Source organism: Kitasatospora dryopteridis (genome assembly GCF_050749075.1).
Lineage (GTDB): Bacteria > Actinomycetota > Actinomycetes > Streptomycetales > Streptomycetaceae > Kitasatospora.
Genome location: NZ_CP192749.1, coordinates 7,375,222 through 7,389,806 on the forward strand (window position 1 = coordinate 7,375,222; position 14,585 = coordinate 7,389,806).

A 14,585-nucleotide genomic window follows, 5' to 3' on the forward strand; every position below is an offset into this window, starting at 1 on the left:
CCGTGAGACGCTTCCGCCGCTGGTACGGCTCCAGCCCCCTGCACCTGCTCGCCCTCGCCGCCTCCTTCGCCCTGGCCTGGTACGCGGGCACCCGCATGCTGGACCAGGAGGCGCTCCTCGTCGTGGTCTGGTTCGTCGGTGCGGCCGTCGTCCACGACCTCGTCCTCTTCCCCCTGTACACGGCCGCCGACCGCACCGCACAGACCGCGCTGGCCTCCGGCGCCGAACCCGACCCGACCCCGGCCTACCTCAACTACCTGCGCTTCCCCGCCTTCATCTCCGCCCTGCTCCTCCTCGTCTGGCTGCCCCTCATCCTGAACCTCGTCGACGGCTATGCCGTCACCACGGCCCTGGACGAATCCGTGTTCCTGCCGCGCTGGGCGCTGATCACCGCAGGCCTTTTCACCCTCTCCGCCCTCGTCCTCGCGACCCGTCTACTGCTCAGAGCACACCGCCACCGCCCGCGCCGACACAAGCGCCGAGCCGCCACCAAGCGCCAGTCCGGACCGGAATGAGCACCGTACAGACCGGCTCACCGACGCGGGAGTCTGCGCCCGGGTCAGGAACCGGTCCCGGCCGGCTGACCCGCACCGCGCCCGCCAGGCAAGGAATCTCCGCCGTGCATCGCATCGTCGCCGGTCGTCCAGCGGCCCCCATCTGCCGGGCGAGCTGCGCGACGCCATGTACCGCCTGCGGCACCACGTCTTCCACGAGCGGCTGCGGTGGCAGGTGCGGACCCGAAACGGCCGTGAGCGGGACAGCTTCGACGACCTGGACCCCGTCTATGTCATCGGCTGCCACACCGAATCCGGCGCGGTGACCGCAAGCCTGCGCATGCTCCCCACCACCGGCCCCTACATGCTGCGCGACGTCTTCCCCCAGGCCCTGCGCGGAGCACCCGCCCCCTGCGACCCGCAGACCTGGGAGATCAGCCGACTGTGCGTCCATCTCAGTAGCCGTTCGCGACACCAGCGCGCCCCAGGGCCCCCGTCTGCACCAGAGCTCGAAGGCTCGCGGAGGTCAACAAGGGGTCAGCCCCGGAACGGGCTCGCGCCACGACCACGGAACCATGATCAGCGGTGTGTTTCGCGGTGGCCCGAGGATGCTGGCCCGCGCCGCTCTCTCATACAGACCTGGCGGGTCGGGGTTGTCGCAGGCATCAGCCCGACACCCATGCGACCGCCGCGAAACACACCACCGTCACGGCACCACTCTTCGCCGAGGCCTTGGTCGGCCCTGTGTGCTCCAGATGTCCGCCACGGAAGACCTTCCCGAACCCTCCACGAAGGACGGTCGACGGTCCGGACTGTCTTCACTTCGGATTAGGTGTGCTCGACGCGGGCCCGGGCGCGGCGGTGTTCGGCGTTGTCCTCCTCCTGGACGCGGAGGAGCGGTGGGCGCGTTTGCGGTGCGGGACGACCGGACCGGTGTTCAGGTAGGCGCCGTCGGCCAGGACCGTGGTGCCGGCACACTGCGCGGGCAGGTCGGAGGCCCGCCAGACATGGGCGTCGGCCCTGTTGCCCGGGGCCGGGCGGGCGGTGGCCACCACGAGTCGGGTGTCCGCGTCGATGACGACCTGCACGTTCGCCGAGAACCGGTAGCTGCGGCTGGACGCCCCGACGCTGCGGTCGCGGACCGGGATGAGGGTGCCGTCCACAATCCACAGCCGCTCCACGCCCGGCTGCGGCCGGGGTGCGGGTTCCAGGGCGAGCAGCGGGCCGAGCCGCATCTGAAGGTGCTGAGGGACTCTGGCCTGGTTACGCTGCGCCAGGAAGGCCGCAAGCGCTACTACCGGGCCGACCGAGCGGCCATGGGGCCGCTCGTCGACCACCTGCAGGCCATGTGGGCCGCCAGGTTCGACACGCTGGCCGACCTCGCCGAACAGGCCGAACGCGCAGCGCAGGAGAAGGGCGCGACCTGATGACCGCAGAGCCGGTGACCGTCGAGCGGAGGATCGCCGCGCGTCCCGAGACGGTGTTCTCCTTCTTCGCCGAGCGCTGGCTCTCCTGGATAAGCAAGGACGGCGAGTTCTCCTTCGAGCCCGGCGGCGCCTACCGGGCCAACGTCACCGGCGGCCGCTTCCTCGAGCTCGACTCGCCCAAGCGCTTGGTCTTCACCTGGGGCGGGGAGACCGGCGAGACGCCCGTCCCACCCGGCTTCGCCACCGTCGAGATCACCCTGCGCCCGGAAGGCGAGGGCACCTTGCTGCGCCTGGTCCACCACGACCTCCCGGCGCAGGCCTGCGCGCCCCACGAGCAGGGCTGGGCCCACTATGTCGAGCGGCTGGCCGTACGCGCCGAAGGCGGCGGCCCGGGCCCCGATCACTGGGTGGAGCGGCCCGGGCCCCGATCACCGGGTGGAGAACGCGCCGGTCTGACCGGCTGTCCTGGCAGTGCGGCAACGCTGCCGACCCTCATGAGGAGTGACCTGCGATGACGAGAGTCCTGGTGACCGGGGCGACGGGAAACATCGGATCGAAGGTGGTCGCGGAGCTTCGAGACAGCGGGGTCCTCGTACGTGCGTTCGCGCGTGATCCGGATCGAGCCGTCGTCGTCCTCGGCGGCGATGTCGAGATCGCGGCCGGAGACTTCGCCGAACCCGACTCGATCCGGCGGGCCCTGCCCGGGGTCGACGGTGTCTTTCTGATGTGCGGCAACGATCCTCGGCAGGTCGAGTACGAGACGAACGTCATCGACGCGGCCGCCGCCGAGCACGTGGGGCGGATCGTCATGCTCTCCACAGTGGGGGCGAAGGTCGGCGCACCGGCGGTGTTCGCCGACCAGCACGGCCGTATCGAAGAGCACCTGCGCGCCTGCGGCGTTCCGGCTGTGATCCTTCAGTCCAGCTACCTGATGTCGAACATCCTGGGTTCGGCGGGGACCATCGCCCGGACCGGAAAGTTCTTCCTGCCCGCCGGCGAGGCGCACGTGGCCATGATCGATCCGCGCGATGTCGCCGCCGCGGCAGCCGCCGTCCTCACGGCGGGCGGGCATGACGGGCAGACCTGTCTGATCACCGGGCCCGCGGCGATCACTCATACGGAGGTCGCCGAGCACCTGTCCGCTGCCCTGGGCCGTGCGATCGAGTACGTCGACGTGCCGGACGACGCGGCTCTTGCCGGCTTGGCCCAGGGCGGTGTGCCGGCCTGGCTGGCCGAGCAGATCGTGGCCGTGTTCCAGTCCCTCCGAGCGGGCGTGAACTCACGCACCACTGATACTTTCCGGGAACTGACGGGTCGTGAGGCCCGTGGGTTCGCCGACTTTGCGCGCGACATCGCCACTCCGTTCCTCACAGGCTGATTCGGCATCACCGCATTCCCGAGTGGCTGGACCGGCCGCCCGCAGTCGCAGCCGTGCGCATGGCTGCCGACACGCGGGGCCCGGGCCGGCGCCGTACCCTCGCCGCGGCTGGCGGGCCCAGGCACATGCTCCACTGCGCGATCCGCCTTGCGCACAGCAGCCGGGTGTTCTTCGGCGCCGAATTGCTCTCGTGGCCGCCGATCGGCGTTGTTGCGCCCGCTACGCCGCTCCCGCTGCTCGCACCCTGACCGGCTCAGCAGCGGCAACGCGGCGGCCCAACTCGTCGCCCCATCTCCGAGCGATCACGAGCAAGCCTGGCTCAGCAGCGCTGCCCATCACTGTGGCGAGATCGGCACCCGTCCTCGGGCCTCGCATTAGGTGGCCTCGGAGCCTTCTGGCCGTCAAGCGACGACCGCTGTGGCAACGCCGATCGCGAGCCAAGTGCACGATGCGTAGTCTGGAAAGTTAGCAAAAGGTCAGCATCGATCCGCTCAGACCCTGTCGCACCAGCCCGAACGTGAGAATCCGTGCTGCGGAAGTTGCGTGTCCGCGAGGTAGTGGCCATGGCGCCGAGGGACCTCTGCCGCTCGGCGCCGTGGGGCCTTCCGCCTTGTCCGGCCATCCTTGATCGAATGTGTAACTCGACGGCTATTTCTGCAGGTCAGCGCACTCGACCGCGGGGCTTCAACGGGGTAGCGGGCAGCTGTGGGGCGTGCAGTCGGGCACCGGCGTAGCCGTGCACCTCGCCGAAGCGGGCGCCCTTCTCCCAGTCCTCCCGCGCCTGGGTGATCTCCTCGCCGGATCGGCCGATGAAGTTCCACCACATGACGAGCCGTTCCTCGAAGGGCTCGCCGCCGAGCAGCAGCAGGGAGCCGTCGGTGACGGCGCGCAGGGGCAGTTCACGGCGGTCCGTGCCGAGGTACAGCATCGAGCCCGGGTCCAGGCGGACGCCGTCCACCTCGGTCTGTCCGGCCATGGTGAGGACCGCGTACTCGAAGCCCGGCTCGACGGGCAGCCGGTGCTCGGTGCCCTCGCGGAGGGTGAGGTCGGCGCCGACCAGCGGCGTGAACGTGGTGCCGGGGGAGCGGGCGCCGTCGAGCTCGCCGAGGATGACCCGCGCCTGGAGTCCGCCTCCGGCGGCGTTGACTTCGGGCAGGTGGGGGTGGTGTTCGAAGGCGGGGTCGGTGTGGCGGTGGGTGTCGGGGAGGGCGACCCAGAGCTGGGCGCCGTGCAGGAGGCGGGCGTGTTCGCGGGGTGATTCCTCGGAGTGGGCGATGGCGCGTCCGGAGGTCATCAGGCCGAGTTCGCGGGGGCGGACGGTCTGCAGGCTGCCGAGGCTGTCGCGGTGCAGGACCTCGCCCTGGTGGAGCCAGCTGACGGTCTGCAGTCCCATGTGCGGGTGCGGGGGCACCTGCATGCCGGGTTCGTCGGCGATGTCGTCCGGGCCGTAGTGGTCGACGAAGCACCAGGCACCGACCATCCGCCGCCCCATGCTCGGCAGCAGCCGGCGCACCACCGTCGACCCGCCGAGGGCGGTCTCGCGCGCCACCAGCAGGTCCCGCTTCGGGCCCTCCGCCCGGTTGCCGCCGCCGACGGTGGGGGTGGGGCGCAGGTCGAGGTCACTCATGGCGGTCGGACTCCTCCGGCTGGATCGGGGCGGTCCGCAGGCGGACGGCCGTGTGCTGCTCGACGATCGGCGTGCCGCCGCTCACCGCGCGGGTCACCGGCGTGCGGTCGGCGATGTCGAGCAGGCGGGCGCGCTGCGCCTCGTCCAGTTCGCCGAGCAGGTCGATCCGGCGGGTGATGCGGGCGGACGAGTCCGGGCCCTTCTCGTAGCCGAGGTGCACCCGGACGGTCTCCAGCGGCCAGCCCTTGCGCTGTGCGTACATGCGCAGGGTGATGGCGGTGCAGGAGCCCAGCGCGGAGAGCAGCAGGCCGATCGGGGTGGTGGCGGTGTCGCCGCCGCCGACCGATTCGGGCTCGTCGGCGGCCAGCTTGTGGTGGCCGGAGCGGATCTCGACGCGGTAGTCCTCGCCGGTGCTGGTGGCGACGGCCGCAGCGGAGCGGACGAAGACCGGCTCGGCGGTGGTGACGGTGGTGGTGTCCATGAGTTCCTCGGGCCGGAGGCCGGTCACAGGCCGAAGCGGTCGCGGTGGGTGGCCGGCACGAGGTCGGCGTAGTCGGGGTGCTTGGTGATCCAGCCGCGGATGAACGGGCAGTATGGGAGGACGGCGAGGCCCTGCTCGCGGGCGGCGTCCAGCGCAGCCTGGGCGAGCTTGCCGCCGAGGCCGCGGCCGCCGAACTTCGGGTCGACCTCGGTGTGGATGAAGGCGAGCTCGGCCTCGTAGCGGTGGTACTCGGCGAAGCCCGCGAGCTCCTCGTCGTCGAAGATCTCGAAGCGGGAGAGCTCCTGATTGTCCGTCACGCGAATCGCCATGGGTCTGCCTCCTCGGTAGGGCCGCGGGTCTCGCGGGCCGGATTTAGTTTACGATTAAACCAAGCGTTGATCAACCGTATTCCGCATCGGCGCTCGCACCGCTCCGGATCCTGCCGTGCAGCCGGCCCGGCGGAGCGTCGGAAGCCCCGGGGCGGTCGGGTGCCTGTCGGCTCTAGGCTTGCCCGGGACATGTCGACCATGGGGGAGCAGTGGTGCAGCAGCTGGCTGTGGTGTCGGGTGGCGGGACGGGCATCGGCAAGGCGATCGCCCGGGAGCTCGCCGCGGGCGGGTACCGGGTCGCCGTCGTCGGGCGCCGGACCGAGGTGCTGGAGCGGGCCTGCGAGGAGATCGCCCGTACCGTCGGCGGACCGGCCGCGGTGCCCGTCACCGCCGACCTCACCGACCCCGCCCAGGTCGCTGCGGCGGCCCGTACGATCGCCGCCCTGGGGCCGGTCGACGTCCTGGTCAACAACGCCGGGGCGGTGATCACCCCGCCCGTCGACCAAACCCTCGACGCGCTTGCCGAGGCCTGGCGGCGTGACCTGGACACCAACCTGCTCAGCGCCGTCCTGCTCACCACCGCCCTGAGCGGCGAGCTGCGCCGTCCCGGCGGGCGGCTGATCGTCATCAGCTCCGCCGCCGCCCAGCGCGGCGGTGCGGGCCCGCACTCGGCCGGCTCGTACGCCGCGGCCAAGGCCGCCCTGCACGGCTGGGCCTTCGGCCTGGCCCGGCAGCTCGGCCCCGACGGCATCACGGTGAACGTCCTGGCGCCGGGCTATGTGGCGGACACCGAGATCTTCGGCGCCGGCTGGACTCCGGAGTTCCATGCGGGCAAGGTCGCCGACACCCTGGTCGGCCGGGCCGGTACCCCCGACGACGTTGCCGCCGCGGTCGCCTACCTCGCCTCCCCGGCGGCGGGTTATGTCACCGGCCAGGTCATCGGTATCAACGGCGGCGCCGTCCTCGGTCGTTGACCCGGGTCGTGCCCTCAAGGGAACGGGTGTCCCGCAAGGGGCGCCCGGGCGGCCTCGGAAGGCGCGCCCTGACGTGCACTGCCGCTGCTGCGCCGGGTCACTTCCGGGAGGCGCGGCGGAGGGCCATGAAGTAGCCGATGATCAGGCCGACCAGGATGGTGACGGTCAGGACGACCCACAGCGGGAGGGTGACGTCCGAGACCCAGAGCGTGATGGTCACCGAGCTGGTGTTGACGGCGATGAACCAGATGGCGAGGACGGCGAGGATGCCGACGCCGACCGTGCGCAGGCGCACCTGGCGGCCCTTGACCGTGAGGTGCGACGGCTGGTGCGTTCCGGTGTTCTGCGACATGGCTTCAGTATCGTGCGATTTGCCCGTTTCGGCCCGGGCGGCTGCTGCGAGGCCCGTGGTTGAGCGCTGAGTGCCCCGGCGCAGGGCTGCCGGTCGGCTGCGAGGTGCGGGGCCGTGCGCGAGGCGGGAAGCTCGGAGGATGACGGCGCTTGTGGTGATGCTGGAGATCGAGCGGCCGGGCACGGTGCACGAGCTGGGCGGCGGCGAGCACGCGGAGGCCGGCCGGGCCGCGCTGGTCGTGCACGCCGCGCCGGACGTGGGCGAGGGCGCCCCCGCCGGGCGCACCTTCTGCGGCCTGGAGACGGCGGGCCTCCAGCCCGACCCCCTGCAGCCGGCCGGCGGCGGCGCCACCTGGTACGCCCCGCGCTGGTCGCAGAAGGTCTGCGAGGTCTGCGCCGCCGCCGTCCGCAGGCTCTGAAGCGTCGCTGCCGTACGCCGCAGGAGGCCCGGCCCCACAGGTCCGGGGCCGGGCCGCACGTGCCGCGGGCCTACCGCCAGCTGTCGTGGACGGTCAGGGTGCCGGTGGGCGGCGTGGTGGTGGTCCGGTTCGGGCCGTCCTCCCAGACGACGCTGCCGTCGGGGTTCTTCTTCAGGTACTTGTACTGGACGGCGGTGTTGGGCGGCAGCGCCGTGAAGCCCGTCCACTCCGGGTAGACCTTGTAACTGGTGGACAGCGGAACGGCCTTGGCCGGGTCCCAGCCGCCGAGCTCGGCCAGATTGCCGCTGACGTAGACGTTCTGGCCGGGGACGGTCGTCGCGGTGGTGGCGAAGACCGCGGTCAGCGGGTGGCCGCCGGCGACGTTCCAGCGGTCGTCCAGCTCGCTCTCGCCGGAGGTGGACACGAAGAAGGCGCGATCGGGGATGTCCTCCCAGACCACGGTGCCGACCGCGGTGCGCTTGAGGTACTTGTACTGGATCTGGCCGCCGGGCGGCAGCGTCAGGGTCACTGTCCAGGCCGGGTAGCTGCGTGCATCGGTGGACAGCGGGACGGCGCGGGCCGGGTCCCAGGCGCCGAGTTCGGCGGTGCTGCCGGTGACGAGGACGGTGTCCCCGGGCTCGGTGGTCGCCGTGACGCGGAGGCGCACGGGCACGCCCGCCGGGTCCTGCTGGTCGGCGCGGGCGCTGCCGACCGGGCCGAGGAGGGTCGTCAGCAGGGCGGCGAGGAGGGCGGTGACCAGGGTCGGCAGCAGCCCCAGGGGGCGCGGCCGGCCGGTGCCGGGAAGTGACTGGGGAAGCGTCATGTCCGGTTCTCTCCAGGTGGAGTGGCGGCGTGGCGCCGCAGACAGGGGGACGGCCGGGCTCGCGTGCAACGTCGGAGGCGAGGGGCGGTCCGCTCACTGCAAACTCTTGCAGCAACTTTCATGCCGAGGGGCGATTTTCGGCCACCCTCCGGCCGCGGCTGCCACTGCTGTGACGGGGGAGTGGGCCGGGCGTGACTGCCACTGCGTCTGACCTGCGCACGACACTCCGGCGGGGTGCGGGCGCCGCGCGCGGCGAAGGGCCGGCGGCCGATCCCGCGTCCACCGCCCGCAACCTGTCGGCAACCGGGAGAGGCCTCCCGGCCGTCGCGGTGCCACGTTCGGTGACCGCGCGGTCACCGCACAACGGCGCGAACGCGTGCCCGGGGAGGTCCGGCCGGCCGCCGCCGACCGGACCCGTCCTCGGGTGTCAGTCCGTCCGGGCGAAGTCGCCCCAGACCGACGGGTGGGCGGACGCCGTGGCGGCATCGATCCGGTACCAGTCGCCCACGGCGTTGCGGCCGCCCGCGTCGTGCCCGTACTGGCCGGCGAAGACGTGCTGGCCGGTCGGCACCGTCCGCCCGGGCCGGAGCACCCAGCGGTAGACGAGCACCCCGCCCTCCTCCCGGACGGTGACCGTGAAGTCGGCCGCCGGCAGCGTCTGCCAGTGGCCGGTGTCCCGCACTCCACCGGTCTGCGGGACGTGCAGCTCCACCGTGAGCGCGGTCAGCGGCTCGCGGGTCTTGAGCGTGACATTGCTCTGCGCCCAGAAGTCGGTGCTGTGCGGATCGACCGAGCCGTCCGCCCACAGCGGGCCGTTCTCCGTGCGAGTGCCGGGCGGCCTGGTCGTCGGCGGGCGGTCCGGCGATGGCGCCGCGGACGGGCTGCCCGAGCCGCCGCGCCCGGGAGCGGCGGACGGCGTCCGGGACGCGGAGGTCGGCCCCGGCAGGACGTCCGGGCTGCCCGACGGCCCGGCCGTGCTCGGCGGCGCCGTCGGCACCGTGATGGGGGCCGGCTCGGGACGCTGGGCGATGGCGGCGACCGCCAGGCCGCCCACCGCCAGTGCGCCGGCGGCGGCCACGGCGGCCAGCGCCACCCGGGGCCAGGCCGAGATGCCGCGGCGCACCCGGTGCCGGCCCGGGCGGGCGCCGCGGGCGGCAGCGCCGTCGTCGGCCATGCCCCGCTCCACCCGGGCGAGCATCCGCTCCCGGTCGGGCCGGTGGGCCTCGGCGGCATCGTGCAGCTGTCTGCGCAGCTCGTCCATCAGCTCCTCCTTCCGGCCAGCTCGCCGGCGGCGCGGGCGCCGAGCAGGCGCTGCAGCTCCGCCATGCCCTTGGAGGTCTGGCTCTTCACGGTGCCGACGGAGATGCCTAGGGCCATGGCGGTCTCCCGCTCGGAGAGGTCCATGGCGTGCCGCAGGACCACGCAGGCGCGCTTGCGGAAGGGCAGCCGGGCGAGTGCGGCGCGCACGTCGACGACGGCGGCCACGTCGGGGTCGTCCACCCGGTCGGACCGCTGGGACCAGAACAGCAGGACGCGGCGCCGCTCCCGCACCGCGCTGCGGATGCGCTCCTTGGCCAGGTTGGCGACCACGCCGCGGGCGTACGCGACCGGATGGTCCGCGCGGCGGACCCTGTCCCAGCGGTGCCAGAGCGCCACCATCGCGTCCGCGGCCAGGTCGTCCGCGGCGTCGGCCTCGCCCGTCAGCAGGTGGGCGAGACGGGCGAGTTCGACGTGGTGGCGTTCGAAGAAGTCGTGGAACTCCGCCGACGCGTCATCGACGACCATGTCCGGGGCGTGACCTCTCGATCCGATGTGAGCGTTCTCAACCTGAAGGGAGGCGGGCAGCCTACCAACCGCGCGGGCCCGCAGGCCGAACGGGTCCGCCGCCGGTGCGGCACCGGTGGCCATCAGCCCTCCGTACCCCGGCGGCGAGGCCGGGGGCACAGGTCTGAGCACGTGGACGACTCCTTCGCATCGGCTCCTGTGCACCCCTGTTGCCGCCGCTCCGGGAAAGGTTGCCGCCCGGCGGAGAGAATTTTTCGGCGGAGGATCCGAGCCGATTGCCTGTGAGCGTTAACCGACAGCGGCGCCCGGACTCCGCAGGGACGAGGATGGAGGCGGTCCCCCACGGGGAGGTGGGTGGTGTGGCGCTCACCGTGGCACTGGCCGGCGACACCATGCTCGGCCGCGCCGTCGCGGCCCGGCTGCGCCGGTCGCCCTCGGCCGGGGCGCTGTTCTCGGAGCCCGTCCGGGCCGCCCTCGCGGAGGCGGACCTGAGGGTGCTCAACCTGGAGTGCTGCGTCTCCGACCGCGGCGAGCCGTGGGACGCCCCGGGCAAGCTCTACTTCTTCCGCGCCCCGCCGGCGGCCGCCGACGTCCTCGCCGAGCTCGGCACCGACTGCGTCACCCTCGCCAACAACCACGCCCTGGACTTCGGGCGCGACGCGCTCGCCGACACCTGCACCCTCCTGCACCGGGCCGGGATACGCACGGTCGGAGCCGGCCGCGACGCCCGGTCGGCCCGCAGGTTCACCGTCCTGGAGGCGGCCGGGGTGCGGCTCGCCGTGGTCGGTGTGACCGACCATCCTGCGGACTACGCGGCCGGTGAGCACCGCCCCGGGGTGGCGTACGCGGACCTGCGCCGGGGAGTCCCCGACTGGCTCACCGGGCTCGTCGGACGGGCGGCCCGGGCCGCCGACGCCGTCCTCCTCACCCCGCACTGGGGGCCCAACATGACCACCCGGCCGCCGGGCCGGGTCGCGGCCGCGGCGCCGGCCCTGCTCGCCGCCGGGGCGACCGTGATCGCCGGGCACTCGGCGCACGTCTTCCACGGCGTGGCCGAGCGGGTCCTGTACGACATGGGCGACTTCGTCGACGACTACGCCGTCCACCCGTTCCTCCGCAACGACCTGGGCCTGCTCTTCCTGCTCACCCTGGACGGCCCCGACCCGGCGCAGCTGCGGCCGGTACGGCTGCGGGCACTGCCGCTCCACCTGGACCATTGCTGGACGCGGACCGCCCGCGGCGCCGAACTCTCCTGGATCCGGGACCGGTTCACCGACGCCTGCGCCGAGTTCGGCACCGAGGTGGCCGAGGACGACGGGTGGCTGGCCGTCGAGTGGGGCTGAGCGGGTGCGGCGAGCCGGGCGGCGGGCGTCCACGGGGTGCGCGGGTGATCACCCGAACGAGTGGGGCCGTGCCCGATGTCGTCCGGACTCCGGCCGGGTGCGCCAGCATGGGCGGCCAACCGGCGCTCGTAAGGCCGGCCCTGCCGCGGCGGTCGGACCGCCCCGCGGCCGGGTGCCCGTCGAGCCCCTGAGAAAGGTGCGGACATGAAGTCAGCTCGCCGTCGTATCGCCGGGGCCGTGGCAGGCCTCCTCACCATGGCGTCCTCCGTACTGGCGGCCGCCCCCACGGCGGAGGCGGCCGGATACGCGACGATGACCGTGCAGGCCGGGGCTGCCGCCCGCTACGCCCCGTCCGCCTCCTCGGCCTTCATCGGATGGGTGACCTCCGACGGGTGGCGCAACCCCAACGGCCAGGCGTCCTGGGTGAAGTGCTGGGCGGACGGCGGATGGGCCACCGGGAACTACAGCAGCAACCGGTGGTTCAACGCCTACGTCAACTATTCGGGTGGACGTGCGCCCGTCTGGGCCTACGTCCACTCCTCGTACGTGACCAACCAGTCGTCCGTCCCCCGCTGCTGACAGCGGGCCCTTGACGGCAGGCCTTCGACAGCGGGCCTGCCCGCCGCGGTTGTCCCGGCCGGTGAGGCGGCCGGGACACCGTCAGCGCAGGGGCAGGGCGATCGCCAGGGCGATTCCTGCACCGATCAGGGCGCAGATCAGTGCGGCGGTGGCGGTGGTGCGGACGGCGTCGCGGCGGAGGGCGGCCCGCAGGGCGGTGGGCAGAGGGTCCTCGTCCAGCTGCCGGCGGGTGCGGCGGGTGGCGCGGCGCAGCAGCCACAGGGCGAGGCGCCGGCGCAGCGGGAGGCCGGTGGTGGGCGGCCGCCGGGGATCGAGGGCGGCACGGGCCCAGGGGTTGGTGCGGCGCAGGATGCGCTGGGTGGCGCTGGTGTCGTCCGCGGCCGGCTCGCCGAGCAGCAGGGCGCGGGCGGAGCGGGCGCTCCGCTGCCTCAGGTCGTGGCCCTCCGGGCCGGCGACGAAGCGGTGCAGCAGGACCGCGTCCTCGTCGAGGAGTTCGTCGAGGTTGCGCTGCATCTGTTCGCGGCCGGTCTCGGCGGCGAGCACGGCCTGGTGCAACTGCCGTTCCAGGGTGCGCCGTTCGCCGACGGCGGGCACCAGGACGCGCAGCAGGTGGTGGGCGGCGTCCAGACGTCCCCAGGTGAAGTCGGAGGTGCGCCAGCTCTCCTGGACGAAGGCGCCGAAGTGGCCGAGCCGGATGCCGTAGAGCTTGCGGTCGCCCATGCCGGCGTAGCGGTCCTGCCAGAAGAGCGGGCCGAGGTCGTCGGGGCCGAGCCGGAGGAAGGTGAAGGCCGGGGTGGGCTGTTCGACGGCGAGCGAGGCGGGCGCGAAGGCGTGGCTGAGGACTTCCACGGCGAGGCAGCAGGCGAGGGTGTCGCGGGTGGTGGCGAAGCGCCGGTCGCCGGTGGCGCGCAGGGCGGCGAGGTGGGTGTCGGCGGCCTCCCGGACGAGGCGGCCGAGGGCCCGGGAGACGTTCAGCCGGGCGAAGACCTCGCAGACGCGGTCGGCGACGCCGGTGTCGGACGGCCCGGCCTGCGGGCCCTCGCGCAGGCTCGTCCGGACGGCGTCCATGACGGCCCGTCCGGCGGCGAGCAGGCGGCACAGCTCGCGGGCGGCGGCGGCCAGGTGCCGCCGGTGTCCGGCCTCGGCGGCGGCCAGGCGCTGCTGCAGGTCGGCCATCAGCAGCCGCAGGACGCGCTCGGTGGGGGTGATGCCCCACCGCCAGCGCTGCGGGTCCGGGTCGTGCACCGCGTCCTCGGCGTCGGTGACGGGCGGCGGCAACCAGTCCGGGCACCGGCCGATCAGCCACTCCGGTTCGGCCTCGGGCGGGTTGACCAGGGAGGTGGCGGTGCCGGTGCCGGTCATGTGCCGGCGGGCGTCCCAGAGCACGGCGGCGGCCCGGCTGCGGCGGTAGTCCTCGACCAGGTCGGAGGCCTGGAGCAGCAGTTGGGTCGCCCGGACGGGGTCCTCGCGGAGCTGCTGGAAGAGCCGGTCCTGGACCTCGACGACGCGGGTGCGCAGCCGGTCGGCGAGGTCCTCGGTGGCGGAGCGGAAGTTGCCCTCGCGGGGGTAGCGGAGGGCGGTCGAGGCGGCCTCCGTCCAGGTGATGTCCTCGGGGCGTTTGCGGCCGACCTTCTCCTGCTGGAGGTGGCCGGCCGAGGGGACGACGTACACCAGGACGCGTTCGGGCCTGGCGTCGGTGAGCCGTTCGCCGATCGCGTCCAGGACCGGCCGGAACGGCTCGTTGTCGAGCACACCGCCGTCCATGACGGAGCTGCTGGGCGCGGACCGGGGGAGTTCGCGGTGGTCGGCCATCGGCTCTTCGTGGACCGGCGCGAACGCCACCGGGAAGCCGGCCGTGGCACGGGCGGCCCGCAGCAGGGCGGAGCCGGGGCCGGTGAGCCGGCCGTGGAAGTCGCGGCGCGGGCGGTCGGCGATCCGCCAGCCGCCGGAGGCGTCGCGCTCGTAGCGGACCGCGTCGTCGTCGTGCTGGAAGCGGTAGACCCGGCGGTGGTCGGGCACGTCGAACTCGCCGCCGTAGCCGTCGGTGTAGCGCTGCGGCCGGCCGTCGAGGGCGGTCGCGGTGAGGAACAGGGTGACCGGCTCGGCCAGTTGCGGTTCCTCGCCCATCCCGGCGACGGCCTCGGCGAGGGTCTGCTCGACGACGGAGCCGCGCAGCAGGCTGCCGGCGGCGTCGTCGGCGAGCAGCGCGCCGAGGTCGGCGGCGCGGTTCCAGGTGGCGCGGAGGTCGGGCAGGGGCACGCCGCGGCCGATGGCGGTGGCCAGCAGCATGCCGTTGAGGCCGCCCGCGGAGGTGCCGGCGATGACGTCGATCACCACACGGCGGTTGGTGCTGCGGGCGAGGTGCTTCCAGAGCCGGAACACCGGCCGGTCGCGCTCGGGGACACCGTCCTCGGCGTCGCCGCGGGAGGCGCGGCGGAGCAGGTCGAGCTCGTGGGCGACGCCGCCCATCCAGACGGCGAGGCTGATGCCGCCGTTGAGGACGAGGGCGAGGCGGACCTCCTCCGGCGTGCTGCGCGCGGCGGCGGGGCCCTGGTCGGTCATAGCGGCAGGCTAG

General features: G+C 73.5%; 17 protein-coding genes and 1 pseudogene. 9 read left to right on the top strand and 9 right to left on the bottom strand.

Features of this window, described 5'->3' with window-relative positions:
• The first annotated feature begins 2 nt into the window (after positions 1-2).
• Complete coding sequence (locus tag ACQ614_RS33425; protein WP_431682792.1) at positions 3-515, top strand: hypothetical protein; 513 nt, start codon at positions 3-5, stop codon at positions 513-515.
• A 166-nt stretch (positions 516-681) separates the two neighbouring features.
• On the top strand, positions 682-1,326 hold the full coding sequence (locus ACQ614_RS33430; protein WP_431682793.1) for an acyl-homoserine-lactone synthase: 645 nt from the start codon (positions 682-684) through the stop codon (positions 1,324-1,326).
• Between the two features lie 2 nt (positions 1,327-1,328).
• Here the strand turns inward: ACQ614_RS33430 and ACQ614_RS33435 are convergent.
• A pseudogene (locus tag ACQ614_RS33435) lies at positions 1,329-1,726 on the bottom strand (transposase); the annotation flags it as partial.
• 9 nt (positions 1,727-1,735) lie between these two features.
• Here ACQ614_RS33435 and ACQ614_RS33440 point away from each other — a divergent pair.
• Genes ACQ614_RS33440 through ACQ614_RS33450 form a run of 3 tightly spaced genes read left to right on the top strand, consistent with a single transcriptional unit; the run spans position 1,736 to position 3,299 of the window.
• The gene (locus ACQ614_RS33440) at positions 1,736-1,921 is read left to right on the top strand and encodes a hypothetical protein (protein WP_431682794.1); all 186 of its coding nucleotides are present in this window, start codon (positions 1,736-1,738) and stop codon (positions 1,919-1,921) included.
• Positions 1,921-2,436 carry an SRPBCC family protein gene (locus ACQ614_RS33445; protein WP_431682795.1) on the top strand — a complete coding sequence of 172 codons (516 nt, stop codon included), beginning with the start codon at positions 1,921-1,923 and terminating at the stop codon, positions 2,434-2,436. The genes ACQ614_RS33440 and ACQ614_RS33445 overlap by 1 nt, the downstream gene beginning before the upstream one ends.
• Positions 2,433-3,299, top strand: a complete 867-nt coding sequence (locus tag ACQ614_RS33450) for an SDR family oxidoreductase (RefSeq protein WP_431682796.1) — start codon at positions 2,433-2,435, stop codon at positions 3,297-3,299. The genes ACQ614_RS33445 and ACQ614_RS33450 overlap by 4 nt, the downstream gene beginning before the upstream one ends.
• A gap of 661 nt (positions 3,300-3,960) precedes the next feature.
• Here the strand turns inward: ACQ614_RS33450 and ACQ614_RS33455 are convergent.
• From ACQ614_RS33455 to ACQ614_RS33465, 3 genes are read right to left on the bottom strand one after another with little or no spacing between them, the layout of a single operon-like run.
• Positions 3,961-4,926 (bottom strand): pirin family protein, encoded by a 966-nt coding sequence (locus tag ACQ614_RS33455; RefSeq protein ID WP_431682797.1) that lies wholly within the window; start codon positions 4,924-4,926, stop codon positions 3,961-3,963.
• Positions 4,919-5,407 (bottom strand): OsmC family protein, encoded by a 489-nt coding sequence (locus tag ACQ614_RS33460; protein ID WP_431682798.1) that lies wholly within the window; start codon positions 5,405-5,407, stop codon positions 4,919-4,921. Before ACQ614_RS33460 ends, ACQ614_RS33455 begins: the two co-directional genes overlap by 8 nt.
• Before the next feature lie 23 nt (positions 5,408-5,430).
• Complete coding sequence (locus ACQ614_RS33465; protein ID WP_431682799.1) at positions 5,431-5,736, bottom strand: GNAT family N-acetyltransferase; 306 nt, start codon at positions 5,734-5,736, stop codon at positions 5,431-5,433.
• 212 nt (positions 5,737-5,948) lie between these two features.
• Between ACQ614_RS33465 and ACQ614_RS33470 the strand changes: the two genes are divergently transcribed.
• A complete protein-coding gene (locus ACQ614_RS33470) occupies positions 5,949-6,710 on the top strand; it encodes an SDR family NAD(P)-dependent oxidoreductase (RefSeq protein WP_431682800.1) in 762 nt (253 codons plus the stop codon).
• Positions 6,711-6,807: 97 nt separating this feature from the next.
• Here ACQ614_RS33470 and ACQ614_RS33475 read toward each other — a convergent pair whose 3' ends face one another.
• Positions 6,808-7,062, bottom strand: coding sequence for a LapA family protein (locus tag ACQ614_RS33475; protein WP_431682801.1), 255 nt, complete (start codon positions 7,060-7,062; stop codon positions 6,808-6,810).
• Positions 7,063-7,201: 139 nt separating this feature from the next.
• Here ACQ614_RS33475 and ACQ614_RS33480 point away from each other — a divergent pair, with 139 nt between their 5' ends.
• Positions 7,202-7,480, top strand: a complete 279-nt coding sequence (locus ACQ614_RS33480; protein ID WP_431682802.1) for a hypothetical protein — start codon at positions 7,202-7,204, stop codon at positions 7,478-7,480.
• 70 nt (positions 7,481-7,550) lie between these two features.
• On the opposite strand, the gene ACQ614_RS33485 is transcribed toward ACQ614_RS33480, so the two are convergent.
• The 3 genes from ACQ614_RS33485 to ACQ614_RS33495 all read right to left on the bottom strand — a co-directional run bounded on the left by ACQ614_RS33485 (position 7,551) and on the right by ACQ614_RS33495 (position 10,088).
• Complete coding sequence (locus tag ACQ614_RS33485) at positions 7,551-8,303, bottom strand: CBM20 domain-containing protein (RefSeq protein WP_431682803.1); 753 nt, start codon at positions 8,301-8,303, stop codon at positions 7,551-7,553.
• A gap of 427 nt (positions 8,304-8,730) precedes the next feature.
• Entirely contained in the window at positions 8,731-9,564 is an 834-nt protein-coding gene (locus ACQ614_RS33490) for a hypothetical protein (RefSeq protein ID WP_431682804.1), read from the bottom strand.
• Positions 9,564-10,088: a SigE family RNA polymerase sigma factor gene (locus ACQ614_RS33495; protein ID WP_431682806.1), complete on the bottom strand. Its 525-nt coding sequence runs from the start codon at positions 10,086-10,088 to the stop codon at positions 9,564-9,566. Before ACQ614_RS33495 ends, ACQ614_RS33490 begins: the two co-directional genes overlap by 1 nt.
• Positions 10,089-10,447: 359 nt before the next feature.
• Between ACQ614_RS33495 and ACQ614_RS33500 the strand changes: the two genes are divergently transcribed.
• Together ACQ614_RS33500 and ACQ614_RS33505 are read left to right on the top strand one after the other, a co-directional pair.
• On the top strand, positions 10,448-11,431 hold the full coding sequence (locus ACQ614_RS33500; RefSeq protein ID WP_431682807.1) for a CapA family protein: 984 nt from the start codon (positions 10,448-10,450) through the stop codon (positions 11,429-11,431).
• Between the two features lie 204 nt (positions 11,432-11,635).
• Positions 11,636-12,010, top strand: coding sequence for a hypothetical protein (locus tag ACQ614_RS33505; RefSeq protein WP_431682808.1), 375 nt, complete (start codon positions 11,636-11,638; stop codon positions 12,008-12,010).
• An 81-nt stretch (positions 12,011-12,091) separates the two neighbouring features.
• On the opposite strand, the gene ACQ614_RS33510 is transcribed toward ACQ614_RS33505, so the two are convergent.
• Positions 12,092-14,572 (bottom strand): DUF3376 domain-containing protein, encoded by a 2,481-nt coding sequence (locus tag ACQ614_RS33510; protein ID WP_431682809.1) that lies wholly within the window; start codon positions 14,570-14,572, stop codon positions 12,092-12,094.
• Between the last annotated feature and the right edge of the window lie 13 nt (positions 14,573-14,585).